Origin of the sequence: Subtercola boreus (assembly GCF_003399625.1) — a bacterium.
Taxonomy (GTDB): Bacteria; Actinomycetota; Actinomycetes; order Actinomycetales; family Microbacteriaceae; genus Subtercola; species Subtercola boreus_C.
In genome coordinates this window covers 212,349-239,182 of the sequence record NZ_NBXA01000023.1, presented here as the reverse complement: position 1 = coordinate 239,182, position 26,834 = coordinate 212,349, and the positions used below count along the sequence as shown (strand labels likewise).

The 26,834-nt window shown below is 69.1% G+C and carries 25 protein-coding genes and 1 pseudogene; 10 read left to right on the top strand and 16 right to left on the bottom strand.

Annotated elements, in window-relative coordinates; all coding sequences use genetic code 11:
• Nucleotides 1-286 (bottom strand): annotated as a pseudogene (locus tag B7R21_RS13135) (hypothetical protein); the annotation flags it as partial.
• Nucleotides 287-475: 189 nt separating this feature from the next.
• Nucleotides 476-1,891 carry a glycosyltransferase 87 family protein gene (locus tag B7R21_RS13130; protein ID WP_172592169.1) on the bottom strand — a complete coding sequence of 472 codons (1,416 nt, stop codon included), beginning with the start codon at nucleotides 1,889-1,891 and terminating at the stop codon, nucleotides 476-478.
• A 56-nt stretch (nucleotides 1,892-1,947) separates the two neighbouring features.
• Here B7R21_RS13130 and B7R21_RS13125 point away from each other — a divergent pair, with 56 nt between their 5' ends.
• Entirely contained in the window at nucleotides 1,948-3,240 is a 1,293-nt protein-coding gene (locus tag B7R21_RS13125; protein ID WP_116283688.1) for a molybdopterin-dependent oxidoreductase, read from the top strand.
• The gene (locus tag B7R21_RS13120) at nucleotides 3,237-3,716 is read left to right on the top strand and encodes a hypothetical protein (protein ID WP_147305887.1); all 480 of its coding nucleotides are present in this window, start codon (nucleotides 3,237-3,239) and stop codon (nucleotides 3,714-3,716) included. Before B7R21_RS13125 ends, B7R21_RS13120 begins: the two co-directional genes overlap by 4 nt.
• A 64-nt stretch (nucleotides 3,717-3,780) precedes the next feature.
• Here the strand turns inward: B7R21_RS13120 and B7R21_RS13115 are convergent, their stop codons facing one another.
• The 9 genes from B7R21_RS13115 to B7R21_RS13075 form a co-directional block, all read right to left on the bottom strand.
• Nucleotides 3,781-5,034, bottom strand: coding sequence for an LCP family glycopolymer transferase (locus tag B7R21_RS13115; RefSeq protein ID WP_253259803.1), 1,254 nt, complete (start codon nucleotides 5,032-5,034; stop codon nucleotides 3,781-3,783).
• A gap of 196 nt (nucleotides 5,035-5,230) precedes the next feature.
• A complete protein-coding gene (locus tag B7R21_RS13110) occupies nucleotides 5,231-5,890 on the bottom strand; it encodes a class I SAM-dependent methyltransferase (protein ID WP_116283685.1) in 660 nt (219 codons plus the stop codon).
• The gene (locus B7R21_RS13105) at nucleotides 5,887-6,603 is read right to left on the bottom strand and encodes a TIGR04282 family arsenosugar biosynthesis glycosyltransferase (RefSeq protein WP_116283684.1); all 717 of its coding nucleotides are present in this window, start codon (nucleotides 6,601-6,603) and stop codon (nucleotides 5,887-5,889) included. The genes B7R21_RS13110 and B7R21_RS13105 overlap by 4 nt, the downstream gene beginning before the upstream one ends.
• Before the next feature lie 225 nt (nucleotides 6,604-6,828).
• Complete coding sequence (locus tag B7R21_RS13100; RefSeq protein WP_367379406.1) at nucleotides 6,829-7,716, bottom strand: glycosyltransferase family 2 protein; 888 nt, start codon at nucleotides 7,714-7,716, stop codon at nucleotides 6,829-6,831.
• Nucleotides 7,713-8,966, bottom strand: coding sequence for an NAD-dependent epimerase/dehydratase family protein (locus B7R21_RS13095; protein ID WP_253259802.1), 1,254 nt, complete (start codon nucleotides 8,964-8,966; stop codon nucleotides 7,713-7,715). Before B7R21_RS13095 ends, B7R21_RS13100 begins: the two co-directional genes overlap by 4 nt.
• A gap of 22 nt (nucleotides 8,967-8,988) precedes the next feature.
• Nucleotides 8,989-9,969, bottom strand: a complete 981-nt coding sequence (locus B7R21_RS13090; protein WP_116283682.1) for an MTAP family purine nucleoside phosphorylase — start codon at nucleotides 9,967-9,969, stop codon at nucleotides 8,989-8,991.
• Nucleotides 9,970-10,013: 44 nt separating this feature from the next.
• Nucleotides 10,014-10,970 (bottom strand): bacteriorhodopsin, encoded by a 957-nt coding sequence (locus B7R21_RS13085; RefSeq protein ID WP_172592168.1) that lies wholly within the window; start codon nucleotides 10,968-10,970, stop codon nucleotides 10,014-10,016.
• A 5-nt stretch (nucleotides 10,971-10,975) separates the two neighbouring features.
• Nucleotides 10,976-11,314, bottom strand: coding sequence for a DUF7882 family protein (locus tag B7R21_RS13080; RefSeq protein ID WP_172592167.1), 339 nt, complete (start codon nucleotides 11,312-11,314; stop codon nucleotides 10,976-10,978).
• 211 nt (nucleotides 11,315-11,525) lie between these two features.
• Nucleotides 11,526-12,899 (bottom strand): L-serine ammonia-lyase, encoded by a 1,374-nt coding sequence (locus B7R21_RS13075; RefSeq protein WP_116283680.1) that lies wholly within the window; start codon nucleotides 12,897-12,899, stop codon nucleotides 11,526-11,528.
• 58 nt (nucleotides 12,900-12,957) lie between these two features.
• Here B7R21_RS13075 and B7R21_RS13070 point away from each other — a divergent pair, with 58 nt between their 5' ends.
• From B7R21_RS13070 to B7R21_RS13055, 4 genes are all read left to right on the top strand, one after another.
• On the top strand, nucleotides 12,958-13,488 hold the full coding sequence (locus tag B7R21_RS13070) for a metallophosphoesterase family protein (protein ID WP_253259801.1): 531 nt from the start codon (nucleotides 12,958-12,960) through the stop codon (nucleotides 13,486-13,488).
• 114 nt (nucleotides 13,489-13,602) lie between these two features.
• On the top strand, nucleotides 13,603-14,646 hold the full coding sequence (locus tag B7R21_RS13065; protein ID WP_116283678.1) for an AAA family ATPase: 1,044 nt from the start codon (nucleotides 13,603-13,605) through the stop codon (nucleotides 14,644-14,646).
• 3 nt (nucleotides 14,647-14,649) lie between these two features.
• On the top strand, nucleotides 14,650-15,969 hold the full coding sequence (locus B7R21_RS13060) for a DUF58 domain-containing protein (RefSeq protein ID WP_116283677.1): 1,320 nt from the start codon (nucleotides 14,650-14,652) through the stop codon (nucleotides 15,967-15,969).
• Entirely contained in the window at nucleotides 15,966-18,443 is a 2,478-nt protein-coding gene (locus B7R21_RS13055; RefSeq protein ID WP_116283676.1) for a transglutaminaseTgpA domain-containing protein, read from the top strand. Before B7R21_RS13060 ends, B7R21_RS13055 begins: the two co-directional genes overlap by 4 nt.
• A gap of 85 nt (nucleotides 18,444-18,528) precedes the next feature.
• On the opposite strand, the gene B7R21_RS13050 is transcribed toward B7R21_RS13055, so the two are convergent.
• Nucleotides 18,529-20,364, bottom strand: a complete 1,836-nt coding sequence (locus B7R21_RS13050; RefSeq protein WP_116283675.1) for a glycoside hydrolase family 15 protein — start codon at nucleotides 20,362-20,364, stop codon at nucleotides 18,529-18,531.
• A gap of 48 nt (nucleotides 20,365-20,412) precedes the next feature.
• On the opposite strand from B7R21_RS13050, the gene B7R21_RS13045 reads away from it, so the two are divergent.
• Genes B7R21_RS13045 through B7R21_RS13030 form a run of 4 tightly spaced genes read left to right on the top strand, consistent with a single transcriptional unit; the run spans nucleotide 20,413 to nucleotide 24,151 of the window.
• Nucleotides 20,413-21,576 carry an acyl-CoA dehydrogenase family protein gene (locus B7R21_RS13045; RefSeq protein ID WP_116283711.1) on the top strand — a complete coding sequence of 388 codons (1,164 nt, stop codon included), beginning with the start codon at nucleotides 20,413-20,415 and terminating at the stop codon, nucleotides 21,574-21,576.
• Nucleotides 21,573-22,127, top strand: a complete 555-nt coding sequence (locus B7R21_RS13040) for a gamma carbonic anhydrase family protein (protein ID WP_116283674.1) — start codon at nucleotides 21,573-21,575, stop codon at nucleotides 22,125-22,127. The genes B7R21_RS13045 and B7R21_RS13040 overlap by 4 nt, the downstream gene beginning before the upstream one ends.
• Nucleotides 22,124-23,398, top strand: a complete 1,275-nt coding sequence (locus B7R21_RS13035; RefSeq protein ID WP_116283673.1) for a glycoside hydrolase family 3 N-terminal domain-containing protein — start codon at nucleotides 22,124-22,126, stop codon at nucleotides 23,396-23,398. Before B7R21_RS13040 ends, B7R21_RS13035 begins: the two co-directional genes overlap by 4 nt.
• 18 nt (nucleotides 23,399-23,416) lie before the next feature.
• Nucleotides 23,417-24,151, top strand: coding sequence for an SOS response-associated peptidase (locus B7R21_RS13030; protein WP_116283672.1), 735 nt, complete (start codon nucleotides 23,417-23,419; stop codon nucleotides 24,149-24,151).
• Nucleotides 24,152-24,182: 31 nt separating this feature from the next.
• Here the strand turns inward: B7R21_RS13030 and B7R21_RS13025 are convergent, their stop codons facing one another.
• The 4 genes from B7R21_RS13025 to B7R21_RS13010 form a co-directional block, all read right to left on the bottom strand.
• Nucleotides 24,183-24,620 (bottom strand): MarR family winged helix-turn-helix transcriptional regulator, encoded by a 438-nt coding sequence (locus B7R21_RS13025; protein WP_116283671.1) that lies wholly within the window; start codon nucleotides 24,618-24,620, stop codon nucleotides 24,183-24,185.
• On the bottom strand, nucleotides 24,613-25,302 hold the full coding sequence (locus B7R21_RS13020) for a Pr6Pr family membrane protein (protein ID WP_116283670.1): 690 nt from the start codon (nucleotides 25,300-25,302) through the stop codon (nucleotides 24,613-24,615). The genes B7R21_RS13025 and B7R21_RS13020 overlap by 8 nt, the downstream gene beginning before the upstream one ends.
• A gap of 81 nt (nucleotides 25,303-25,383) precedes the next feature.
• A complete protein-coding gene (locus B7R21_RS13015) occupies nucleotides 25,384-25,800 on the bottom strand; it encodes a transferase (RefSeq protein ID WP_172592166.1) in 417 nt (138 codons plus the stop codon).
• Between the two features lie 78 nt (nucleotides 25,801-25,878).
• A complete protein-coding gene (locus B7R21_RS13010) occupies nucleotides 25,879-26,790 on the bottom strand; it encodes a DUF4349 domain-containing protein (RefSeq protein WP_172592165.1) in 912 nt (303 codons plus the stop codon).
• Nucleotides 26,791-26,834: the final 44 nt, after the last annotated feature.

The window sequence follows — 26,834 nt, the reverse complement described above, 5'->3', positions numbered from 1 at the left end:
TGATCGGGAAGTCGAGCACGCCGGCAGTGGAGAGGGTCGCGGTGCCGAGCACGCCGGGGGTGAGGCCGAGGCTCTTCAGTGCTGCGAGGAAGCCAGCGTCGACCGTGACGGCCGTGTCCTTGCCCGAGAGGGAGGGGATCGTCGCGATCGGTGTTCCGTTGGTCGAAGCCGACGCCGAAGCGGAGGGCGAAGAAGACGTGGTGGACGACGTGGAGCAGGCGGCGAGCGAGAAAGCGAGCAGCCCCGAAGCGGCGATGGCGATCGAGACCTTCTTGAAGTTGCGCATGATGGAAATCCTTTTCTGTGAGTGGGTTTCGGGTACGTCAAACGAGTTGATGTACCGGTTCACGTGTGGCCGGAGCCGTACGTCTGCCGGGACAAGAACTGACGGAGTCGAAACCCGTTTGTGTCGGTGATTGCCTGACGCTATGAGTTCGCCACCCCCCGCAAATCGGATGGGTATGGATTTTCGTTCTCAGGTTACGCTCAGGTTCACCATCGGTCGGGGGGTGCCGCCGACGCCGCCGGCGCGCCGTCTCAGCATCGTCACCATCAGGATGCCCACGATGGCGACCGCGAACGAGATCCGTGCCACAGCCAGCGTCGGTACCAGCAGCTGCACGGTGAGGGCGAGGGGAACGAGCATCCATTCCCAGCGCCTTGAGAGTGCGACGAACGGCACCATCAACAGGGCGTACCAGGAGTAGCTCGGTGTGACGACGAGCATGGTCACCCCGATCATGACGACCTGGCCGAACCATGGACTGTCCTGGTCGGTGAAACGGAAGACGAGAAGGGCCGTCACGAGCAGCAGGATCGCCGCCAGCACCAACGCGCCGAGACCGGGGGCGACGATCGACAACAGGGCGAACCGGCTGCCGTCGTCGTAGCCCTCCTCGCTGAGGTAGCCGGGCAGGAAGCCGATCACCGCAATGCCGGTCGACAGGATGTAGGGCACGTAGAGGGCGGCGAAGGTGAGTACGGCGGAGATCGAGACACTGAACGGATGCCGCCGGAGGATCGCGGGAACGCCGATCACCGGCACGAGCTTCACGGCGATGGCCACGCCGAGGCTGATCCCGCCGAGAACGCTGCGCTGGACATCGACCCGCCTGACGCCGGTGCCCGCCCGGGAGAGGAGGAGCGTGGCGATGAGGAGCAGCAGCGCCGCGAGGGAATCGACGTGCGAATTCGTCACAGCCTCGGTGGCGACGAAGGGGCTCCAGGCCCAGACGGCGGCCCAGCGCGGGTCGATACCCCGTCGGCGAAGGGCGAGAACCAGCGCGATGCTCACGCCGACGAGGATGAGGGCGCCGGCGACCTGGAACGGTATGTAACCGACGCTCGCCGGAACGGTGGCCCTGACGCCGGCGAAATACAGCTCGGCGGCCGGCGGATAGATCGTGTTGACCTGCGGCCGGTTGATGGTCGTGCAGGTCACGACGAAGGACGGGATGCTCAGCGTGCGCCCCACGCGCGGCCCCTCACACTGCGGGCGCCCGTCGGCGTCGAGCACCGTTGACGGGAACAGCCAGTCGGTGCGGAACTCGGCCAGAGCGTCGTCGGCCGGCACGTGGGTATAGGGGGACACGCCGCCGAGCTGAACGATGCCGTCCCAGGCGTAGCGGGCGGAGTCGGTGCTGGTGTTCGGCGGGCCGGCGAGCGCGCTGCCGCCGAGCAGAGCCGATCCGGCGATCACGAGCACGATCGCGGCCCTCGAAGGGACCGTCCTGACCGACCAGAGCGCCAGGGCGTAGAGCGCCCAGAGGCCTGCTGTGCACCAGAAGATGCCCCCGGCATCCGAGGGGTCGAAGAAGCCGACCGCGGTGATCGAGAACACGGCGAGCGCGGCCATCGCAGCGAGGGTGATGGCGGTCAGCAGAATACGCACAAGGCCTATCATGGGGCCAGAGCCACCACTTCGGTGTCCCGCTCCGAAGAGAGACCATGCGCCGACTGCTTCTCACCCTCCAGCACGCCGTCGCCGCGCCCACCCGCAATCCGCGGCTCGCGGTTGTCATCGGCCGCCTGCTCGGCCTGGCCTTCCTGGTCTGCTTCGGCACGGGGCTCTACAGCCACTTCCTGCAGGAACCGCTGCCCTGGATGCACTTCCCGACCTTCCCGGGCAATCTCTACCAGTTCACGCAGGGCATCCACATCACCGCCGGGATCGCCTGCTTCCCGCTGATTCTGGCAAAGCTCTACACCGTGTTCCCGAATCTGTTCGAAACCCCGCCGATCACCGGCATCGGCAGTCTGCTCGCCCGTGCATCCATCGCCGTCTTCGTGGGGGCGTCGCTGGTCGAGATCACCATCGGACTGCTGAACACCTATCAGTTCTACCCGTGGCCATTCGGCTTCCGCGAGGTGCACTTCGCGCTGTCGTTCGTGATCATCGGATCGCTCGCCATCCACATCGGCGTCAAACTGCCGATCATCGCGAAGTACTGGCGGAAGCGCGACGGCTACGGCCCCGCGCTCGCCTTCGACGACGAGGAGCGCGCGGAGATCAACGCTCCGCTCGTGGATGTGCTGCCGGCGCCGCTTCAGAAGGTGCCGGGCGCGCGGCAGGTCTCCGGTCTGACGGGGCGGCTGTTCCGCTGGATCGACGCCGCGCCCGCCGAGCAGCCTGGCACCGCTACATCCACGAGTCGGCGGGGCTTCCTGGTCACCGTCGGTGTCGGTGTTGCCGCGGTCGTCGTGCTCACGGCCGGGCAGTCCTTCGCGCTGCTGCGACCGTTCAACCTGTTCGCGCCCCGTGTGAAGGGGATCGGGCCGCAGGCGGTTCCCGTCAACCGGACTGCCGTCGCCGCGCAGGTCACCGAGACGGCGATGGCGCCGGACTGGGCGCTCACCCTCGGCAACGGGTCGCGCACTCTGTCGTTCAGCCGTGCCGAGCTGCTCGCCATGCCGCAGACCACCGTCGACCTGCCGATCGCCTGTGTCGAGGGATGGAGCCAGATGGCCACCTGGACGGGCGTGCGGCTGAATGAACTCGTCAGGCGGGTCGACGCGGGCCAGGGCGCGGCCCTCCGCATCACGAGCCTCGAGAAGGAGGGTGGCTACCGGGTCACCCAGATGGGCTCGGAGTACGTGGGCGACGACAACACCCTCGTAGCGCTCACGCTCAATGGCGAGACGCTCGACATCGACCACGGCTATCCGGCGCGGATGATCGCGCCCGGGCGCCCCGGGGTGCTGCAGACGAAATGGCTGAGCAAGCTGGAGGTGCTGTCGTGAGCGGACGTGAGCTGAGTGGGCCCGGAATGAGTGCCCGCACGATGCGGCTGACCCGCACGATCCTGATCGGTGTGGGCGTGCTCGGCCTGGTGCTCGGCGCGGTCGTCCTGGTCTCGAAGCAGGACCTGCCGGCGATCCTCCGCGTGGCCGCGTGGATGCTCGGGGCGATCATCCTGCACGATGCGATCCTGTCGCCGATCGTGTTCCTCATCGGCGTGGTGGCCCGGCACGCCGGTCGACGGGTGTCGAAGGTGGTACTGATGATCATCCAGGGCGGAATCGTCACCGGATGCCTGCTGATGCTGCTCGTGGTGCCCGAGATCTACGCGAAGACGTTGCCGATCGCGAACGACACGGTGCTGCCGTTCGACTATGCAGCCCGGCTGGGCTTCATGTGGCTCGGCCTCGCCGTGCTGACGGCGGGGGTGTGCGTGGTGTACCTGCGGGTCGCCGGGCGCCGGAACGTCGTCCGATAGGTCACTGCCGGCAGAGCGGCGCCCGGCAGAGCTGCGCCCTACAGAGCGGCGCTCGGCGCTTCAGCTAGTTGCCGACGGTGCAGGTCTCGTCGGCTGCTGTCTGGCCGGTCACGTTCGAGGGCAGGGCCACATCGGTGGAGGTCGGCGCGGGGGCGGCCGTCGCACCGTCGGTGGGCACCGGTGTATCGCTCGGTGCTGCCGTGTCGCTCGGAGTGGCGTTGGGGTCGCTGGTCGCGGCCTCGCCCGTTCCTCCGGTGAGGGAGATCGGCTGGTTGTTCACCAGCGCGGCATTCAGCACCCCTGCGGCCGTCTCGTCGGCGACCACACGGTTCGGGTCGTCGGGGTCGGCGACGACCGGATACTGCACGAAGACGAGCTGCTTGAGGTCGACGTCCTTCAGGGCGAGAGCGATCGAGACAATCGAGTTGACGTTTTTGAGGCTCGTCGAGAGGTTCATGTTCGCGAGCGCCGCGTTCGCAAGCTGGTAGAGCGTCACCGGGTTGGCGAGCACGCCGGCACTGGTGACCTTGCGCATGAGCGCGGAGAGGAAGACCTGCTGGTTGCTGATGCGGCCGAGGTCGCTGCCGTCGGCGACACCGTGGCGGGTACGCACGAAGGCGAGGGCCTCATCGCCGATCAGGTTCTGGTTGCCGGCCTGGAGGTCGAGGCCGGTGAAGGAGTCGACGACAGGGGAGGCGAGGCAGACGGTGACTCCGCCGACGGCGGTGGACATCGCCGAGACGCCGGAGAAGCTGATCTCGGCGGCGTAGGGGATCGTCAGTCCGGTCAGGGCCTCGACGGTGAGCACAGTGCAGGAGATTCCACCGCGCGACAGGGTGGAGTTGAAGATCGCGGCGTCGGTGGCGTCGATGGTGCCCGATCCGTCGGGGTCGGGGCAGGCGGGAACCGGGCCCACGAGGTCGCGGGGAAAGCTGATGACGGCGGCGCTCTTGTGGTCGGCCGAGATGTGCAGGAGTATCGTGACGTCGTTGTTGCCGGCACCGGAGCTGGCGTCCTGGTTGGCAGAGTCCTCGAAGCCGGCGCCCTGGTCGGTGCGGGTGTCGGTGCCGACGAGCAGCAGGTTGACACTGCCCTCCGCGGCCCCGACGGCGACCTCGGGTGCGTTCGCGCCCGTCGCAGTCTGGAGTTGGATGCCCGGCTGCGCGCGTCCGACAGTCTGAGCCACAGCGATGGCGGCCACCGAGGTGGAACTGACGGCCAGCACCGCGACGACGGCCAGCACGATGCGGAACAGCACGCCTGCCGGACGCCTCGCCTGCTGACGGCCGTGGCGCACCTGCATGTCTCGGGGGCTCACAGTGCTGCTCCGAACAGCGCTGTCGAAGAAAGTGTCAGTCTCATTAGCGGCCGGGTGCCCTTCAATCAGCGATCGTCACCCTATGTTGCCGTATCCGAACCCGCGTCGCTGGTCACTGCGGTGTTTTTACCGGAGATTCCTCGCGAATGCCCAGTATTGCTGCGGGAAGCGCTGACCGCACCAACAATGCCCGCAGTCAGTTCTGGCGCTCGAGGCGACAGAACGACCGCCCGTCACGGGTCCAGGTCTGCACCAGGGTGAGACCGACCTCTGCGGCACGGGCCGCGAGGGCGGAACTGCCGATCTCGGCCCACGGGAACGAAGCGCTCGCGCACCCGTCGTCACCCACGACGGTGCAGTCGTAGGTGCGGTCGAGCATCGCGTCGCGCTGCACTTCGACGAGCACGCATCCGGTGGGCGACAGGAGTTCGGCGCACCGTTCGAGCAGGGCCGTCGGATCGCCGCCGATACCGATGTTGCCGTCGACCAGCAGCAGGGTCATCCATTCGCCCTCCAGCGGGAGCCGGTCGAAGACCGACGCCTCGAGCACCGGCACGCCCGCGGCGAGGGCGACGCCGACAGCCGCTCGAGAGACGTCGATACCGAGGGCGCTGTATCCCGCGGTGAGGGCTGCCCTGACCATCCGGCCCGGTCCGCAGCCGATGTCGAGCAGGGGTCCGGTCCCCTCCTCGATGAGGCTCATGTCTGTGGCGTCGGCTGCGGAACTCCAGCGGGCGACATCCATGACCAGCGACCGTGAGTCGGGCGCACCGACGGGTACGAGTAACAACTGGCCGTCGTTCTGCAGGGCGCGGGCGTACGGTTCGCCGCCGCCGGCACCGAAGGTGGGCGTCATGCGCGTGCTCCCGCGAGGTCGCGTGCCGTGTGGGTGGGTGCTGTGTGGGTAGGTGCTGTGTGGGTAGGTGCTGTGTTCTCCGACGCGGCTGCCCGCCAGGCCGCGGCGAAGCGGCCATCCGGTGCGAGGGAGGCCACGAGCGCGGCATCCTGCGCCGTGTCGACGTCGGTCAGGCTCGCGAGCAGACCCACGGTGAGGCCGGCCTGGTGGAGTCGATCGAGCTGGATGCTGCCGGTGTCGTCCTGGGACATGGGGACGCCTTCGATGACGCTGCCATCGGGGTTGGCCATGGCCAGCGCCCAGAACCCGCCGTCGGTGGAGAGCCCGAGCCAGGCATCGGGGAGCTCCGAGTCCACTCCCTGCGGCCAGCTGAGCACGGGCTCGAGGTGGCTGCGGAGGAGCTGGGGCGTGTCCATGCCGACCAGCAGGGTGGGCCCCTCACACTTCGAGAAGATGTCGGCCAGCCGGGCATCCAGACCGCCCTCGGCCTGTGGAATCAGCTCGAAACCCGCAGCTTCGACGGGGGCATTCGCCGGGTCGCCATCGAACGCGAGGATACGGCGTTCGGCGGGAAGCCCCCGTACGACGTCGAGGGTGTCGGCGAGACTCGCGGATGCCACGGCCGCTGCCTGACCGAAGGTGAGGTCGGGGGTCAGCCGGGTCTTCACCCGCCCGGGAACACACTCTTTTGCGATGACGATGACTGTGAGCACCGGAACTCCCTCTTGGCTGCGTGTGACTGCGACATATGCTGCACGGTGTTGCTGCTGTGTTGCTTGTTGTGCTGGTGTGGTTGCTGTGTTGGCTTTGCTGCTGTGTTCGTGTTGCGTGCTGTTTTTGTGCGGGAGTGGTTCGGAGCAGTGGCCCGGATGGATGGTTCGTACAGCCGGCGGTCAGGTTCAGCACGCCGTGCGTGTGGGAAGGTTCAGCCGAGGTGGTCAGTCGCCGTTCTTCGCAGCGCCGTTCTTCGCAGCGCCGTTCTTGACAGCTCCGTTCTTGACAGCAGAGAGCAGTCGGGACATGTCGCGGATCGCTCCGATGGTTCCCCGCACGGTGCCGGTGACCTTGGAGCGACCGACGCGCGGGGAGTACGCGGTGTCGGTCTCGACGATGCTCCACCCTCTTTCGTTCGTGCGGAGCACCATTTCGAGCGGATAGCCGCTCCGGCGGTCGAGCAGGCCGAGGGCGAGGAGGTCGGCCCGGCGGGCGACGCGCATCGGCCCGAGGTCGTGCAGCACCACGCCGGAACGGAGTCGGATGAGGAGGGAGAGGGCCCGGTTCGCGAGCCGGGCGTGCAGGGGCCAGGATCCGCGGACGGTCGGGCGGCGGCGGCCGAGCACCAGGCGTGCGCCAGCGGGAGTGGCTGCGGGATCGCGGGCAGCAGGCGCGAGGAGGGCGACCATGCGGGGGAGTTCCGACGGATCCATCGAGGCGTCCGCGTCGCAGAACGCGACCGTCTCCGCCGTCGCCGCAAGGAGGCCCGCGTGCGCGGCCGCACCGAAGCCGCGCCTCGACTCGGTCACGACGGTGGCGCCGTGCGCGCGGGCCACTGCGGCCGAATCATCCGTCGACCCGTTGTCGACGACGATCGCGCGGTAGCCGACCGGCAGTCGGCCGATCACCCAGGGCAGTGCTTCGGCCTCGTTGAGGCAGGGGAGGACGACGTCGACGAGCGGTGGGGCGTCTCGCGGGGGTGCGGCATCCCCCAGGGGTGCGGCATCCTCAAGGGGTGCGGCATCCTCTGGGGGTGCGGCATCCTCCAGGAAGGCGGCGGGGTCGCTGGGGCTGCCGGGGTCGCTGGGGTTGCCGGTTCCGGAGCCGCTCACGACGACTGCACGGCCGCGCGGAGGGGTGCGGACGCGAACTCGCGCACTCCCTCGTCGAACGACACCGACGGCTGCCAGCCGAGTTCTGCGCGGAGGCGTTCGCTCGAGGCTGTGATGTGACGCACGTCGCCGAGCCGGAACTCCCCGGTCACGACGGGCTCGAGCCCACCAGACCAGCGGCTGAGAGCCTCGGCGAGATCGCCGATGGTGTGCACGGTACCGCTGCCCACGTTGAAGGCACGGAAGCTCGAGCCGACGCCCGCCGCCGTGCTGTCGACCGCCGTGCTGTCGACCGCAGTGCTGTCCGCCGCCGTGCTGTCGACCGCCGTGCTTTCCACCGCCCGGAGGTTCGCGCGGGCCACGTCGGCCACGTGAACGAAGTCGCGCCGTTGCCGGCCGTCCTCGAAGACGCGCGGTGCTTCGCCGCGTTCGATGGCCGAGCGGAAGAGGGATGCCACCCCCGCGTAGGGCGTGTTCTGCGGCATTCCGGGGCCGTAGACGTTGTGGTACCGGAGGGCGATGGCCCGGCCGCCGGTCGAACGCGCCCAGGAGGCCGCGAGGTACTCCTGGGAGAGTTTGCTCGACGCGTAGACGTTGCGGGGGTCGAGGGGGTCGTCCTCCGAGATGAGCGCCGGAATGAGGGGCAGCCCGGTCATCGGGTCGAGGGGGTCGAAGCGCCCGGCCTCCAGGTCGCTCTGCAACCGCGCTGGCGGGCGGATGGCGGCGCCGGCGTGAACGTCGGTCTCCGGGCCGGCGCCGGGGTCGACCTCTTCGCTGGTCTGCCCGCCGGCCTGCCCGTCGGCTCCGGATGCCCGGCGGTAGCTGCCCTCGCCGTAGACCACCATCGACGAGGCCATCACGAGCCGGCCGATGCCGGCCCGTGTCATCCCGGCGAGCAGAACCGCGGTGCCGAGTTCGTTGCTCGCCACATAGTCGGGGGCATCGAGGAAGTCGACTCCGAGACCGACCTTCGCCGCCTGGTGGCAGACGACGCTCACGCCGTCGAGCGCGGCAGCGACGGCCTCCGGGTCGGTGACATCGCCGAGCTGGAACTCGACCCTCGAATCATCGAGGGAGACACCATCGATGACCGGTGTCGTCTCGTCCGAGGGCCGCACGGCGTGCACATCGGCGCGGAGCGAGTCGAGCACACGCACCCGCCACCCGAGGCCGAGAGCCTCGCGCACGATGGCCGATCCGATGAAGCCGGCACCGCCGGTGACGAGCAGCAGCCCGGCCGGGTCAGGCACGGAAGTGTCAGGCAGAGCCAAGTCAGGCATGGGTGCCGCCGTTCTCCGCAACCGCGTAGGCCATGACCCGCGCGACCTCATCGGCAGCGATCAGCTCGCGGGGCTCGTAGCCCGCGGGGATGGCGGCGACGATGGCCTCGATCGCCCGTATGATGCGCGGCTGGGCATCCCGGAGCCGACGGAAGACGAGGTCGGCGCTCACCGAGTCGGGCTCTGAGCCGGAGGCTGCGTCGGTTGCCTCGCCTGCCGCTGTGCCTGCCGCTGTGCCTGGCGCTGCGCTCGGGGCCAGGCCCGCGTCAGCGTCGGTCACGAACGAGAGGTTGACCGTCCCGATGTTCAGTTCGGCGGCGAGCGTCACCTCAGGCACCAGGGTCATGTTCACGGTGTGGGCACCCGCGGCCCGGAACCAGACCGACTCAGCGCGGGTCGAGAACCGGGGGCCCTGGATGACGACGACCGTGCCTGTGGACGAGAAGACCTCTCCCGCACCGGTGAGGGCGCTCGCGGCCAGGCTGTGGAGGGCCGGGCAGAACGGATCGGCCGCGGCGAGGTGCTGCACGCTGCCCCGGTCGAAGAACGTGTCTGGCCGGCCCCAGGTGCGGTCGATGAACTGGTCGGTGAGCACGAGGGTTCCGGGCGGCACCTCCGGGCTCACGCCGCCGACCGCAGCGGATGAGACGATCGCCCGGACCCCGAGGGACTTCAGCGCCCAGATGTTGGCCCGGTAGTTGATCTGGTGCGGCGGGACGGAATGGTCGGCGCCGTGCCGGGTCAGGAACGCGACCGTGCGGCCGCCGATCCGCCCGACCGTGATGGGGCTCGACGTCTCGCCGTAGGGCGTCGGCACCACGAGGGTCTCGGTTCCGGCCGCCGATTCGTCGAACAGGCTGTAGAGACCGGAACCTCCGATGACGCCGACCAGAGGCCGCTCGGGGGCAGGCGTGGCAGGCGTGGCAGCCGTTTCAGGCGACGCGGACGTTCGGGGCGGTGGCGCTTCAGGCATGGTTCACGGTAACAGCCCGGGCGAACGCCGGAAGTCCTGTGAGCTCACAGCTCCTCGTCGTCGGAGGCGCTCCGCTCCACCGGCACCGCAGACGACATCGGCGGGCGGGCATGCCTCTGGTGCACGGAAGCGCCCTCCGCGAGATACACCTCGCTCGGCTGGCCCGCGTCCGACTGTTTGACCGACGAGATCCAGATGGACTCCGGATGCACGTCGTCCCCGGCCCGCACATCCTCTGCGGTGCGCAGTTTCGCCACCCGGTGGATGAGCGTGCCGAAGCCGATCTTCACCAGCACATCGGCGACACAGAGCGACACCTGCATCGTGGTCGCCCAGCCGCCACCCGAACCGAACACCTGGATCAGGTAGACGAGGGGATAGACGACCCACCCCGAGAGCATCAGGATGGTGGCCGATCGCATCCACGAAGCGGCCTGCGGGGTCAGGGTGGGAAGGGAACGACGGACGCTCTGGATGAGCACAACGTTGGTGACGATCCAGAACACACAGCTGATCCCGCCCCAGATCAGCAGCTGGGCCTGGCTCTGGCCCTCATCGATCACGATCGCGCCGAGGAAGCCGCAGAAGATCATCGCGAATGCGCTCGCCGCTGCGAGCACCTGGGTGCGGCGAAGACCCGAGCCGACGACGGTGCAGACAGCGAGGAGTTCGAGGGCCAGCATGGGCACCGTGACCGACCAGTCCATGTACCTCAGTGCGAACACGAGCACGGCACCGTCGGTCGGAACGTACTCACCCCCGACCAGGCTGTAGCCCGAGAGGAAGGCCATCACGAGGAAGACGTACGACACGGACGCCACGCCCGTGACGACGAGCCTCGCCACCACGGCCGGTCGGAAACGCGATCCGACCTCCGAGCGCGTCGCCACGCTCCGGGCGAACCCCGCGAGCAGTGCCAGCCCTGCCACGACGAGGAAGTACAGCGTGATCAGGTACTGCGGCTGGCTGAGGGGCGAAAGCCAGGGTGCGGAGGCGGTCATCCGGGTCAGCCTCTCGATCGGGCGGTCGCAGAATTGTGGGCACCGGTGCCCGGCTCCGGGAGGAAGAAGAGCCCGCTGCCGCTGTTCGCGGACTCCATCAGCACGTCGATCCATTCGCGATTGATCGCCGGGATGCGGGAGCCGAAATACCGGTAGTAGAGGGTGCTCGACGGGTCGAGCCAGATCGAGCTTCGGCCGCTCCCGACGTCGGCTGAGTCGTTCCAGGAGAAGACGAAGCTCTCGCGGCGACGCAGTTTGGCCGTGATCACGATCTGGAGATGCTGGAGAGCCCGGTCATCGAAGCTGATCTCGATGCTCGGGTTGCCATAGAGCAGAATGCCCAACGCGCGGCGCGCCTAGAGACTCTGCGGATCGGGATCCGACGGAGCTCCACCCGACGCGGTGTCCCCCTCGGTCTCGGCGTCGTGATCGGCGTCGGGTTCCGGTTGTGTCTTGTCGGTCATAGCTTAAAAATACGCGGTCGGCGGTGTGGGGTTCTGCGGCCCGCCGGGGACTTGTGCGATCCGTGGATCGGATCTAAGCTCGCCAGCCTGTTCAGCACTCGACCACGTTCAGCGCCAGGCCACCCCGCGACGTCTCCTTGTACTTGTCCTTCATATCCGCCCCGGTCTCCCGCATGGTCTTGATCGCGGCGTCGAGGGAGACATGGTGCTCGCCATCGCTCCGCACCGCCATCCGGGCCGCCGTGATCGCCTTCACCGCACCCACCGCATTCCGTTCGATGCAGGGGATCTGCACGAGCCCGCCGACGGGATCGCAGGTCAGGCCGAGGTTGTGTTCGATCCCGATCTCCGCCGCCATCTCCACCTGTCTGGCCGAACCGCCGAGCACTTCGGCGAGACCGGCGGCGGCCATGGAGCACGCCGAGCCGACCTCACCCTGGCAACCGACCTCCGCTCCCGAGATCGATGCGTTCTCCTTGAAGAGGATGCCGACCGCCGTCGCTGCGAGAAGGAACCGCACCACGTCGTCGTCGCCGGCTCCGGGCACGAAACGGGTGAAGTAGGCGAGCACGGCGGGGATGATTCCGGCGGCTCCGTTCGTCGGTGCCGTGACGATGCGCCCGCCGGCCGCGTTCTCCTCGTTCACGGCGAGGGCGAAGAGGGTGACCCACTCCATCGCGCGGAGCGGATCGTCCGGAGCGGGGTTCTGCTCCAACTGGGCCAGCTGGGCGGCGGCGCGGCGCCTGACCTTCAGCCCGCCGGGCAGCGTCCCGGTGGCCGCGCAGCCCCGCTCGATGGTCTGCTGCATGACCTCCCAGAGGTGGAGGAGGCCCGCGCGGACATCCGCTTCACTCCGCCAGGCGAGCTCGTTCGCCAGCACGAGATCGCTCACCCGGAGTCCTGTCCTCTCGCAGAGGTCCACCAGCTGGGCGCCGCTGGTGAAGGGGTACGGCACGGGCGTCGCGTCGTGCACCAGCATGGTGCGGCCCGCTTCGTCCTGGTCGAGCACGAAGCCGCCGCCGACCGAGAAGTACTCGCGCGCTTCGAGCACGTCGCCTGCTTCGTCGAACGCGGCGAACCGCATGCCGTTGCTGTGGAAGGCGAGGCGTTCCCGGCGGTGCATCACGATGTCCTTCCGCCAGTCGAAGGGCACCGGATGCCCGCCCGCGAGCTCGAGCGTGCCGCCCGCCGATTGGCGCTCGACCTTCACGTCTGCGGTGAGCGGATCGACGAGGTGAGGCTGTTCGCCCGAGAGCCCGAGCATGACCGCCTTGATGGTGCCGTGCCCGTGGCCGGTCGCCCCGAGGGAACCGAAGAGCTCGACCTTCACCCGTGCCACAGAGGAGAGCCGGTCATCCTGTTGCAGCGCCGACACGAACAGGTACGCCGCGCGCATCGGGCCGACGGTGTGCGAACTCGACGGACCGATACCGATGGAGAAGAGGTCGAACGCGCTGAGGCTCATGGGCGGCCAGCTTACGCTCCGGTGGCTTGGGCGGCCGATCCTGGCCTATCGTGTGCACGTGACCCGTCTCCTGCTGCTCGCCGACACCCACCTGCCGAAGCGGGCGCGCGACCTGCCGGCCGAGGTGTGGCAGGCGGTGGATGCGGCGGAGGTGGTGTTCCACGCCGGCGACTGGGTCGACCTCGAGACGTACGAGCGTCTCACCGCGCGCGTCCGGGCGGCCGGTGGCACGTTCGTCGGAGTCTGGGGCAACAACGACGGCCCGGAGCTCCGCGCGGTGCTGCCCGAGGTTGCGCACGTGGATGTCGCGGGCCTCCGTTTCGCGATGATCCACGAGACCGGGCCGGCCACGGGCCGTGAGGCTCGCGCCGACGAGGCGTTCCCCGACGTCGACGTGCTGGTCTTCGGGCACAGCCACATTCCCTGGGACTCCGTCACCCCCCGCGGCCTCCGCCTCCTGAACCCCGGATCGCCCACCGACCGCCGCCGCCAGCCCTCCTGCACCTATCTCACGGCCACTGCCACCCCTGCCACCCCCTCCGGCGGCACCCTCACCGACGTGACTCTCCACCGCCTTCCACTCCGCTGACCCGTCCCATCCGTCGGCGGAGATCGATCTCTCGCGCCAGGGGTCGCCGGAGGGCGTTGCGCTGACAGTTTCTCAGGCTACAATCGGCGCACGAGTGCCGAGAGCGGAGCAGCTATGACAGACCGGGCCACGACCAGAGCCGCCGAATCACGCTCAGCGAGCCGGGCCGACCCCCAGCAGCTCGGCGAGATCGACGAGTTCGGGCGGCTCTCGGCGGCGATCCTGGCGAATCTGCAGAAGGTCATCAACGGCAAGGAGGAGATCGCCACTCTCTCGCTGATCGTGCTGCTCGCCGAGGGCCACCTCCTGGTCGAGGATGTTCCGGGTGTCGGCAAGACCACCCTCGCCAAGGCGCTCGCGCGCTCGGTCGGCTGCAGCGTCAGCCGCATCCAGTTCACGCCCGACCTTCTGCCCTCCGACGTCACCGGCGTCTCGATCTACAACCAGCACGAGCGCGAGTTCGAGTTCAAACCGGGCGCGATCTTCTCGAACATCGTCATCGCCGACGAGATCAACCGTGCCTCGCCCAAGACCCAGTCGGCCCTTCTCGAGTGTATGGAGGAACGCCAGGTCTCGATCGACGGCCAGACCTACTTCCTCGAACCCCCGTTCAGTGTCGTCGCCACCCAGAACCCCATCGAGATGGAGGGCACCTACGCCCTCCCCGAGGCCCAGCGCGACCGCTTCATGATGCGGGTGTCGATGGGCTATCCGGATGCCCGGGCCGAACTCGCGATGCTGCACAATCGTGAGCAGCAGAGCCCGCTCGACCAGATCGACGCCGTCGTCACCCGCCATGAGCTGCAGCGGATGATCGAGACCGCCCGGAGCGTCTTCGTCTCGCCGGCCGTGGAACAGTACGCGGTCAACATCGCCCAGGCGACCCGCCGCGATCCCGACATCCGCCTCGGGGTGAGCCCCCGCGCGACCCTGCACCTGGTGCGGGCGGCGAAGGTGGCAGCCGCTCTGGATGGTCGTGAGTTCGTGCTGCCCGACGACATCGACGCGCTGGTCGTGCCCGTGCTGGCCCATCGCCTGCTGCTCACCCGGCGATCCCTCTCCGACAACCGTGTCGGCGGGGCGGCCGCTCACGATGAGGTGCTCCACCGCATCGTCGCCAACACGCCCGTTCCCCTGGTCGCGGCGAGGATGGCCTAGGCCGTGCCCGCCGCGCTCGCCTTCGTGCGGGATCGTGTGCCCCGGCCGACCCTCCGGGGCTGGGGTTTCCTGGTGGCGGGCATCCTGCTGCTCGTCGTCATGAACGTGATGCAGCGCCGCGACCTGAGTTTCGTTGCGCTCCTCGTGCTGGCGCTGCCCGTCGTCGGGGCTGTCGGCGTGTTGCTCCACCGGCCGCAGCTCGTGATCGACCGGCGTTTCACTCCCGAGCTCGCTGCGGCAGGCAGCGACGTGAATGTGCGACTGCTCGTTGAGAACCGCGGCTTCTTCGCCGTGGGGCACGCGGTCTGGTTCGACCGCGCGGCCGCACCGCTGGTCGCTGGCGCCCGGGCGCCGTTCCCCCGGCTCCGACGATCCGGTGCCGGAGTGCCGGCGGTCTTCGACTACGAACTCGAGGCGCGCCATCGGGGCCAGCACATGGTCGGCCCGCTCACACTGCTCCTCTCCGACCCGTTCGGCATGGTCATCCGGTCGGTCAGGGTCGGCGGCACCGATGTGCTCACGGTGACGCCGTCGACCGTGCCCCTGCCGCGTGGCGCGGTGCGCCTCGCCTCCGGAGCAGGGTCTGCGCCCACCTCCCGCCAGCTCGGCGGCGCGGGGGAACAGGACGTGATCTCCCGCAAGTACCAGACCGGCGACTCGATGCGCCGCGTCAACTGGTCGGCGACGGCCCGGCTCGGCGAGCTGATGGTGCGCCAGGACGACCAGCAGAACGACCAGCATGCGGTGGTCATCCTCGACTGCGCAGCGGCGGGGTATGCGGCCGGCCATCACCGTTTCTCGCCCGAGTTCGAGTGGGCGGTGTCGATGAGCACCTCCATCGCGCTGCACCTTCTCGGCGAGGGCTTCCAGGTGCGGCTGATCGACGCCGTCGGTGCCCGGTTCGATCCGTCGTCGCCTGAGGAACTGCTGCTGCACGCGGCACGCACCTCGGTCGTCGAAGCGGAGCACCGCGGTGATGCCGGCGAAGCGGTGGGCGATCACGCCGCCCCAGCGCTTCCGGCCAGTGTCGACTACCGCCTCGCAGTGAGCCGCACGGAGTCATCGGCCGGCGACCTGCCGCCTCTCTTCGCTGTTGTGGGCAGGCTCGACGAGGCGTCCCTCCACTCCCTCGCCAGCGCCGCACGGTTCTCCTCCGGTGCCGTGGCGATCATCGTCACCCCGCCAGGGGCGGCCTCAGCAGGCTGGGCGGCCTCCTCGCGGCAGGTGCTGGAGTCAGCGGGCTGGATGACGCAGGTCATCACCTCCGACGAGGCCCCGTCTGCAGCGTGGGGAACCGTCGACGGAGAGAGGCTGGTGCTGTGAGCGACACACGCACGCTGCTCCGGCCACCCCAGCAGCCGGTCCGGCCGCAGGCCGGGCGCGGGAACGGCTCCCGGGCCGGCCAGAGGAACGGCCGGCCGGGCAGTGCCGAATCGAGGCCCGTGCGCATCGAGCCGAGCCGGGCCGGGCAGGCCGCTGTCTCACCCCTTCTCTTCCTGCTGATCGTGCTTCCCGTGGGCGGGCTCGCCCCCCTCCTCTCCGGGACGGGCTGGTGGTGGAACACCGCCCTCGTCGTGGCCCTCGTGCTGGGCGTCGCGCTCATCGTCCGCCTGCTCCCGCTGCCGGTCGTCGTGGCACCGATCGCGGCGCTGGTGGCCTGGGCGATCACGGTGACGGTGATGTTCGCGCCGGGCAGCGCCCTGTTCGGCCTTCTCCCGACCCTCGGCACGCTCGACGCGATCCGTTCCGGCCTCGCCGATGCGGGGGAGTCGATCGCGATCCAGAGCGTTCCCGCCGACCCTGTGCAGCCCATCGTGCTCCTGCTCGCCCTCACCGTCGGGCTCCTCGCGGTGTTGGCCGACGCGCTCGTCTTCGGGCTCCGGATGCCGGCTCTCGCCGGTCTCGTGCCGGTGTCGATCCTGATCGTGCCGTACACCGTCCGCCAGCAGGACTTCGACGTCGTGCTGTTCGCCGTGCTGGCCGGCACCTATCTGCTGCTCCTCTTCGCGGCGGCGCGTTTCGGTATCGGGTTGCGCCTCCGGGAGACGGCGAGCATCCGATCGGGCTGGAACGGCGGGCGCGCTGTGCTCTCCGGCGGGCTCGTGGTGCTGCTCGCCTGCTTCCTGCCCGGGGTGACTCCGGGGCTGACGCCGGGGTCCTTCCGCACGCCACTGTCGGCCCAGCTGCCGTCGGTGTATTCGAGCGGAGTCGATCCGTCGATCCAGCTCAGCCAGGATCTGCGGCGCACGAACCCGGTCCTCTCGCTGACCTACACCACGACCTCGGCATCGGGTCTCTATCTGAAGCTCGTCAACCTGTCCGACTTCACCACCGGCCCCTGGCAGCCCGAGCAGACGGGTGACGCCGCCCCGCTGGCGGCCGGGTTCGCCCCGCCCGACGGGCTCTCGGCGGATGTCGCGACCCAACCGGTCACGTCCGATGTCTCTGTCACCGGCCTCCGGAGCGACTGGCTGCCCGTGCCCTACCCGGAGACCGCGGTGACGGGCCTGAACGGCGACTGGACGGTCAGCCCCGGCAGCCTCACCGTCACCGGGGACAGCACGAACACCACCGGCCAGAACTACACCGTCTCGAGCCTCCTCGTGCAACCGACCGTCGACCAGCTGGCGTCTGCGGGCTCGTCGGTTCCGGATGCCCTGCAGAGCTATCTCCGGTTGCCCCGTTCGATCTCCCCGATCATCCGCAACACGGCCCTCGAGGTGACGAACGGCGCGGCCAGCGCCTACGACAAGGCGGTCGCGTTGCAGAGCTACTTCACCTCGGGAGCGTTCGAGTACTCGGTCTCAGCGCCGGTCGAGGGGCACTACGACGGGGGCAACTTCGCCGCGGTCGCCACGTTCCTCTCCGCGAAGAGCGGATACTGCATCCATTTCGCATCGGCGATGGCCGTGATGGCGCGCACCCTCGGGATTCCCGCGCGCATCGCGATCGGCTACCACCCCGGCGGGGCCGGAACTCGCACGAGCGATGACCTGACCACGTTCCAGGTCTACAGCGACCAACTGCACGCCTGGCCCGAACTCTGGTTCGACGGTGTCGGCTGGCTCGCGTTCGAACCGACTCCGGGGCTCGGGCTCACCCCGCCCGACTACTCGCTGCCGAACTACACCGCCGCGGCAGCAGCGGCCCCGCTCCGGGATGCCGCCGGCTCGAGCGCCGCACCCACCACACCCCGAGCCGCCCCGCAGCTCGACAGTGGCGACGTCGCAGTCACCGACCCGCAGGTGCAGGCGGCTCAGCAGGGCACGGCCTGGCTGATCGCGGCCGGCATAATTCTGTTGGTGATCCTTCTCGCGCTTCTTCCCGCAACCTGGCGGAGGCTGCGGCGACGGCGCCGCCTCGCGGGGATGCTGACGGATGCGCGACCTGCGTCTCTCGGCTGGCAGGAGGTCAGGGACTCGGCCAGGGACTACCGTTTCGAACTCTCCGAGGGGGAGACGGCGCGGGGCTTCGCTCTGCGGCTGGCAGCGCTCTACCACATGCCGGCAGACGCGATCGAGGAGTTGCTGGCAGCTCTCGAGCGCGAGCAGTTCGCGCCGCCGGGCGCGGTGGGTGGGGGTGCGGATGCGGCCCCGGGCGGGGCTCTGCCGCCCGACGAGGTCGAGCGGCGAAGCCGACTCGTGGCGGATGTGCAGGCGATCATCCATTCTCTGAGTGCACAGGCCAGCACAGCGGATGACCGGCGGGCGGCTCTGCTGCCGGTGTCGCTGCTCGACCGGTCGCTTCTCAACCGGTCGCTTCTCAACCGTTCGCTTCTCGACCGGTCGGGGCGCTGACCGGGCGGCTGCGCCATCCGGTGCCCAGCCTGCTCGGTCGTTCGAGCGCGTTCCGCCTCCTGCCGCACTACCGCTGGATGCCGGACTACCGGAGTGCGTTCCGCTCCGTGGGCTCGGGCGCGCCCGTGTCTGCGTCCCTCGATGTGTGCGCGGTTTCGGTCAGCGCATCGGCCGCCCGCACGAGCGCGAGGTGCGACAGCGCCTGGGGGGTGTTGCCCGCCTGGCGGTGGCCGGTGATGTCGTACTCCTCGCTGAGGAGGCCGACGTCGTTGCGGAGCTTCAGGAGGGCATCCATCAGCCGCCGGCCGTCTTCGAGCCTGCCGCTTCGGGCGTACTGCTCGACGAGCCAGAACGAGCAGGCGAGGAACGGATACTCGCCCGCGGGAAGCCCGTCGACGCCCGACTCGGTGCGGTAGCGCAGCAGCAGTCCATCGTGCAGCAGCTCCTGTTCGATGCGGGCGACGGTTCCGAGCATCCGCGGATCGTCGGCATCGACATAGCCCACCTGGGCGAGCTGCAGCAGGGAGGCATCGACAGCAGTGCCGCCGAAGACCTGGGTGTAGCAGCCGAGCTCGGTGTTGTACCCCTTCTCCTCGATCTCGGCGCGAACCTGCTCCCGCAATCGCCGCCACTTCTCGACGGGACCACCGAGGCCGAACTGCTCGACACCCTTGACTCCCCGGTCGAGGGCCGCCCAGACCATCACCCGGGAGTGCGTGAAGAACTGGTTCGGGCCGCGGATCTCCCAGATTCCGGAGTCGGGTCGTTCGAGGTTCGTCTCGACCACCGTCAGCAGCGCGCGCTGGAGTGCCCAGGCATCCTGGCTGGCGTTGCCGGTCTGCACGCGGGAGCGGTGGAGGGCCACCATCACCTCGCCGATCACATCGGCCTGGTACTGGTCGACAGCGCCGTTGCCGACACGCACGGGGGAGGCGCCGTTGTAGCCCGGCAGCGAGGTCAGTTCGCGCTCGGGCAGCCATCGCTCGCCCTCCAGCCCGTACATGATCTGCACGTCATTCGGGTCTCCGGCGATCGCACGGAGGAGCCAGCCGCGCCACGCGTCTGCCTCGGAGGTGAAGCCGTGGTCGAGCAGCACGGTCAGGGTGAGCGACGCATCCCGGAGCCACACGTAGCGGTAGTCCCAGTTGCGCTGGCCACCGAAACTCTCCGGCAGCGAGGTGGTCGCGGCGGCGACGATCCCGCCGGTGTCCTCGTGCGTCAGGGCCCTCAGCACGAGCAGCGAGCGCATCACCGCGGCGTGGTACGGGCCGTCCTGGGCGCTGTCGGAACCCCAGTTCTCCCACCAGTCCAGGGTGTCCGCCAGGGCGAGGTCGACGCCACTGGGGGTCGGTGTGGGCCGGTGGGAGGGGTACCAGGTCATCACCGTGTCCACGATCTCGCCCTCGCTCACCACGAATTCGCGGCCATGCGCGTGATCGGTCGGTTCGAGTTCGGCACCGCGGATGACCAGCGCGTCGGGGCCGGCGATCGCGACGAGATCCGAGGCGCCCTCCGGTGTGGCGATCTGGCGCACCCAGGGGATGGCGGTGGCATAGCCGAAGCGGATACGGAGGTCGACCGCCATCCGCACCGATCCGGAGACGCCCCTGACCCGTCGCATCAGGTCGGCCCGGCGGTCGCCGTGCGGCATGAAGTCGGTGACCTCGACGACGCCCTCGGGGGTGGTCCAGACGGTGGTGAGCACGAAGGTGTTGCCGAGGTAGTGACGGTGCGAGCGGGCCTCCGGATGCTGCGGGGCGATCTTCCACCGACCGTGGCTCTCGTCTCCCAGCAGTGCGCCGAACGTCGACGGCGAGTCGTAGCGCGGCAGGCAGAGCCAGTCGATGCTCCCGTCGTCACCGACCAGTGCCGCGGTGTGGCAGTCGCTGATCAGGGCGTAGTTCTCAATCGGGAGGGCCATGTGTCCATCTTGCCCGACGACGTAGTCTTGCAGGGTGAGCAGGCAGACATGAGCGCAGCGGCAACGGAGACGATCATCAGCGACGAGCTGCTCGGGAGCATCCGTTCGCGTGCAGCCGGCTACGACGCGCGCAACGAGTTCTTCGCCGAGGATCTCGACGCCCTCCGCGAGGCCGGGTACCTGCGGATGTTCGTGCCCGAGCAGTTCGGCGGCCTCGGTTTCGGGCTCGAGCGGGTCGCCCGCGAACAGCTCCGTCTCGCCACGGCGGCCCCGGCCACCGCGCTCGGCATCACCATGCACCTCGTCTGGACGGGGGTCGCGAAGGCGCTGCTCGACCGCGGCGACGATTCGCTCGAATTCGTGCTGCGCGAGGCGGGTGCCGGTGAGGTGTTCGCGTTCGGCAACAGTGAGGCGGGCAACGACCTGGTGCTCTTCGGATCCACCACGCGCGCCGAACCGCAGCCGGGCGGCGGGTACCGCTTCTTCGGCCGCAAGATCTTCACGTCGCTCTCGCCGGCGTGGACGCGGCTCGGCATCTTCGGCCTCGACGAGACCGACCCCGCCGACCCGCTGCTCGTGCACGGCTTCCTCGACCGGGCCGCGGGCGGGTTCGAGACCCTCGACGACTGGGACACGCTCGGCATGCGGGCCACCCAGAGCCGCACGACGGTGCTCGACGGTGCGGAGGTCGCGGCGGATCGCATCGTGCGGAAGCTCCCGGCCGGCCCGAGTGCCGACCCGTTCGTGTTCGCGATCCTCGCGAACTTCGAGATCCTGATCGCCGCCGTCTACACCGGGATCGGCCAACGCGCCCTCGAGCTCGCCGTCGAGGCGGCCCACCGGCGCACGTCGCTGAAGAACGACGGCCGACGCTATTCGTCGGATCCCGACATCCGGTACCGCGTCGCGGATGCCGCCATCGCTCAGGACGCGCTCTACCCTCAACTCGACGTTCTGGCGCGGGCTGTGGACGAGAAGACGGATCTCGGCCGGTCCTGGTTCCCGCGACTCGTCGGTCTGAAGCTCCGCGCGACCGAGAACGCACGGTTCGTCGTCGACCAGGCGCTGCGGGTCTCCGGCGGCCGGTCCCTGTCGTCGAGCAGCGAGCTCGGCCGACTGTACCGGGATGTCGTCGCCGGCATCTTCCATCCCTCCGACCCCGAGTCAGCGCACTCGACGGTCGCCACAGCCTGGTTGGGGCCTGCCGAATGACACCGTTCACGAACATCCTCCCGCTCGATGGCGGCACGCCTGTAGTCGACGACTCGGCCTTCATCGCGCCCACCGCCCTGCTCATCGGCGATGTCGCCGTCGCGGCGTCGGCGAGCGTCTTCTACGGCGCGGTCGTGCGGGGAGACACCGCGCACATCTCGCTCGGCGAGGGCAGCAACCTCCAGGACAACGTGGTGGTGCATGCCGACCCGGGTTCGCCGGTGACGATCGGCGCCGATGTGAGCGTCGGCCATGGCGCGGTGCTGCACGGCTGCACGATCGGCGACCGCAGCCTCGTCGGCATGAACGCGACCGTGCTGAATGGCGCACAGATCGGCGACGACTGCCTCATCGCCGCGGGGGCGCTGATTCTCGAGAACACGGTGATCCCGAGCGGATCGCTGGTGGCCGGGATGCCCGGCAAGGTGCGGCGCGAACTCACCGACGCCGAGCGGGCCTCGGTGAAGGACAACGCGGTGCGCTACCGGGAGACGGCGGCGCGACACCGGCAGGCCGTGACAGCTGCCGGCGAGGGCGTGGGAGGGGAATGACCGCGCGGGTGCGGAACCGGGCTCGGGTGCGTGCCGGGCTGTCGGCGTGGGCTGCAGTGGCGGCGAGTGTGGCGTTGGCGGCGTCGATCAGTGGATGCTCGACGGGAGCTGCGGCGGATTCTGTGGTGGGCACGCCGGACACGGCCGCCCCAGCGTCATCGGCGTCATCGGCGTCCGCCACGGCGTCGTCGGCCGCCACAACTGCCGTTGTCCCCGCAGCCACGACCACCATCGCCACACCTGCAGAGCTCGACGTGCTGTATGCCTCGACGCGCATGCACTCCATGACGCTCGACGCGAAGCTGGCCACGATGTTCATGGTGCAGGTGCCGGGCACCGACCCAGCGCCGATGGCGCAGTACCTGGCGGCGAACGGTCCGGGTGGGTTCCTGCTGCTCGGCAACAACGTGCCGGGCTCCGCGGATGCACTCCGCGCCCAGCTCGCGGGCGTGACGCTCACGGCGGGCCTCTCCCCGCTCGTCTCGATCGACGAGGAGGGCGGCGATGTCGCCCGGTTGGGTGAGGATGTGTTTCCCGGGGCAGACCGACTGAAGTCGCTGCCGGTGGAGGAGACGACAGCGTCGTTCACCCAGCGGGCGGCCCTGCTGGAGGCTGCGGGCGTCTCCGTGAACTTCGGCACCGTCGCCGATGTCACTGCAGACCCCGGCTCGTTCATCTACGACAGAGTGCTCGGCACCGACCCGGCGTCAGCGAGCGCACGGGTCGCCGCCTCGGTGGCGGCCGAGAACGGATCGGTGTTCAGTACCCTGAAGCACTTCCCGGGCCACGGCGAGACGAACGCCGACTCCCACACGAGCATCCCGGCGACCGACCTCCCGTTCGACCAGTGGCAGGCGCGCGATGCGCCCCCCTTCGCCGCCGGGATCGATGCCGGAGCGTCCCTCGTGATGTTCGGCCACCTGAGCTACACGAGCGTCGACCCGGAGCCGGCCTCGCTCTCGGCGCGCTGGCACGAGATCCTCCGCCACGATCTCGGCTTCACCGGAGTGGCCGTCACCGATGACATGCTCATGCTCCAGGATTCCGGGCTGCCTGAATTCGCCGACCAGGCCGCCAACGCCGTACGTGCGGTGTCGGCGGGTAATGACATCCTGCTCTACAACAGCGCGATCGACATGTCGGGGCCGGTCGGAGCGATCCGGGCGGCCGTGCAGTCGGGGCAGATCGGTGAGCATCAGATCGACCAGTCGGTGGTGCGTATCCTGACGCTGCAACGGCAACAATGGGAGCGCACGCACCCGGCGGGGTGAGAGAAGGGCAGGAAGCAGATGTGCGGAAGGTTCGCCATGAACAAGGAGACGGATGACCTCATCCTCGAGTTCATCGCGCGCGGTGGCCGGGCGGAGGACTGGCGTCCGCGCTACAGCGTCGCTCCGACGGACGAGGCTCCGATCATCCGGGAGCGCATTCCACAAGGCGACGCCGACGACCCGACGCCCGGGCGCTCCCCGAGTGTGGAGCGTGAACTGGAGCTCGCCGCTTGGGGGCTGAAGCCCGCCTGGTCGAAGCCCGGTGGGCCACAGCCGATCAACGCCCGGCTCGAGTCCGTGGCGACGAACGGGATGTTCCGCACCGCTTTCGCCTCTCATCGTTGCGTCGTACCGATGACCGGGTACTACGAATGGCAGCAGCAGGCCGATGGTAAGCAGCCCTACTTCATCCACGCCGACGTGGAGGTGCTCGCCGCGGCTGGGCTCTACAGTGCGCGCCGCGAGAACGACGGCTGGAAGGTCACCTTCACGATCATCACCAGGGAGGCGCGCGATGCGTCAGGCGAGGTGCACGACCGCATGCCGGTCTTCCTGCAGCCCGACCTCTGGACGCAGTGGCTCGATCCCGCCAGGGTCACGGCTCCGGATGCCCTACTGCACCTGCTCGATCGGAGTTCGACCTCGGTGGCGAGGTCCATCACGACCTACCCGGTGGGGCGCGCGGTGAACAATTCGCGAACCCTCGACCCGGCCGATCCGGGGCTCATCGAACCGGTCGAGCTGGCGGGCTGAGGCGCGGACGGCTTGGCGGGCTCGCGGCCGGTCAGCCCCGGTTGGCGGCAGCGGCCTCGAGTGCAGGGAGCGCCTGGGCCAGGTTCACGATATCGTCGTCGCTCTGGTCTTCGAGCAACTGAAGCACCCGGGTGGTGCGCGCCAGGCGAGCCGACGCGACCGCCTCGACACCCGACTCCGACGCCCGGAGCAGGAAGGAACGGCCGTCGGCCGGATCGGGCTCGCGTTCGACGAGGCCGCGGCTCTCGAGGTCGGCGACGATCCGGGTCATCGTGGGAGCAGCGACATTCTCGAGCCGGGCGAGGTCGCTCGGGCGGAGCGGACCGGCGTTCTTCACGCTCGACAGAGCCGAGAGCACACCGTTGCTCAGCTCGTCGCCGACTGGGCGGATCCGCCGGTTCAACCGGCTGATGGCCAGCGTGAGGCGCTCGGCAACGTCGTGTCGGTCGATGCGGGATTCGTCAGGCATTTCTCGACTTTACACGGGACTGCCGCCGACCCCGGGTGACGCGGATCGCGCCGGCCCCGATTGCGGTGATCACCAGTGCGATGAGGATCACGTAGAGCGTCACGGAGAGGTACCCGTTCGCCGACGTCGCGGGGTTCAGGAACGGGTACGGGTACCAGTTCGCGCCCGTGCTGGCGTCGATCGTGAGGGGCCCGCGCATCAGTGTGTAGGCCACCCAGACGATCGGGAAGGCGAGGATCGCCCAGAGGCGCTTGCCATCGAGGGAAACCCGACCAGGGGCGAAGAGCCAGTCGAGCAGGAGATAGATCGGCGCGACCACGTGCAGGATCTCGTTCGACCAGGCGAGCGTCTGGCCCTGGGGGAGCGCGATGCCCCGCAGCAGCAGGTTGTAGACGATGCCGGTCGTCACCATGTACGTCACGACAGCGGCGCGAACGGTGGTGAAGAGCAGTGGATCGGGTGACACCCGGCGGACGACCAATGCGGCCCCGGCGACAAGCACGACGATGCTGGCGACGTTGGAGTCGATCGTGAAGAAACTGAAGAAGTTGACCACGACAAATCCCACCGACGCGGGATTCGCCTGGTTCGCGAGGTTTGCACTGTGCGCGAGCTGGCCGATGACGGCCGTGGCGATGGCGGCTGCGACGACGACCCGCAGAACCGTGAACAGGAGCTTCATTCCCACAGCTTAGGGCGATCATCCCTCGGTGCAGCAGAACGCCGGGCGGTGGCGGTATCGTGCCCGGCGTTCACGGGCGGATCATGCCGCTTTCGCGAACGATCCCTCGGAGTGGGATGACCGGCTGACGACCCCGTCGTCGGCGATCACAGTGTCATGCGCGACGTTCACTCCGTCGGCCACGGTCGCCCGGTCGCCGATGCGGCTGTGGCTGCCGACCTTCGCGCCCCGGCCGATGCGCGACTCCTGGCCGACGTGCACATTCGCACCGATGAAGACCCCGGCCCCGACGAGGGCGCCCCGGTCGATCCAGCTGCCGGCGCCGATCCACGCGCCCTGACCGACGTGCGCGTCGGGTTCGACGTAGGCCGACGACTCGATGTAGGCACTCGGATGCACCGTGGCGGTCGCCGAGATGAACCCGCGGCCGTTCAGGTGGTGCTTGTACCGTGCAAGCTCGCCGAACTCGTTCTCGATCTCCACGTAAACCTTGCTCAACAGAATCTCCCTGACGTACTTGTACCTGTGATACATGTAACACGGCAGGATGCTTGTCGATTCCCTACAGCCTGCAAATCAGCTGGGTGTCTCACTGCCTGCGGCTGGCACCGCCCGCCTCCCGCGGCGCGTCACGAGCCGCACGATTCCCAGCACGACCAGGCCGATGACGCCGAGGGCGACGAGCCAGGGGAGCGCGACGCCGAACGCCACCAGGGCTCCCGCCAGCGCGGTGAGGAGCGAGGCCCAACCGGTGCCGAGACCAGTCCAGAAGTCTCCGGGGGCCGTCACCGGTGCCGCGCTGGAATCCTCGATGCTGAGGGTGATCGAGGAGTACGCGATCGTGTCGGTGAGCGCCGTGCGCTGTGCGACGAGGCTGTCGAGATCTCCCTGACGCTCGGAGAGAGTGGACTCGAGCGCGATGAGGTCCGTCGTGTTGGTCGCCTTGGACATCAGGTCGAGGAGCCGGGTGACGGAGGTCTGGAGCGCCGTCACCCGGGCATCGATGTCGCTGGCCTCGGCCGTCACGTCGGTCGCGGTGACAGAGACGGAGTCGACGGTGGCGAGCTTCTTCAGGCCGTCGATCGCCTCCGTCACCTTCGCACTCGGGATGCGGAGCACGAGATCGGCGCGCGCGTCGCCCGAGGACTGCTCCGTGCGGTTGTCGACGTGGCCGCCGAGCGACGTCGTGAGGGCGACCGCGCTGTCGGCCGCAGCCGACGGCTCCTCGGCCAGGAGGGTGATCGTGCCGGTCGTGACGATCTGGGCTCCGGGGATGAGCGTGGGGGCGTCCCGCCCCGTGCTTCCGTCGGCTGGAGCCGCTCCGTTCGGTGCCGTGAGTTGTTCGCCGCCCGGTGAGCCGTTCGCCTCGCTCGAGGTGCCGCCTGAGAGGCCGCCGGACGAGCTGCCGGACGAGCCACCCAGGGCCGAGCATCCACCCAGCAGCAGGGCGGAGGCCAGAACGCTGATAACGAGCAATTTTCGCTTCATGGCCACACTGTAGGGAGAGCAGCTGCGAATCAAGCCCATCTGGC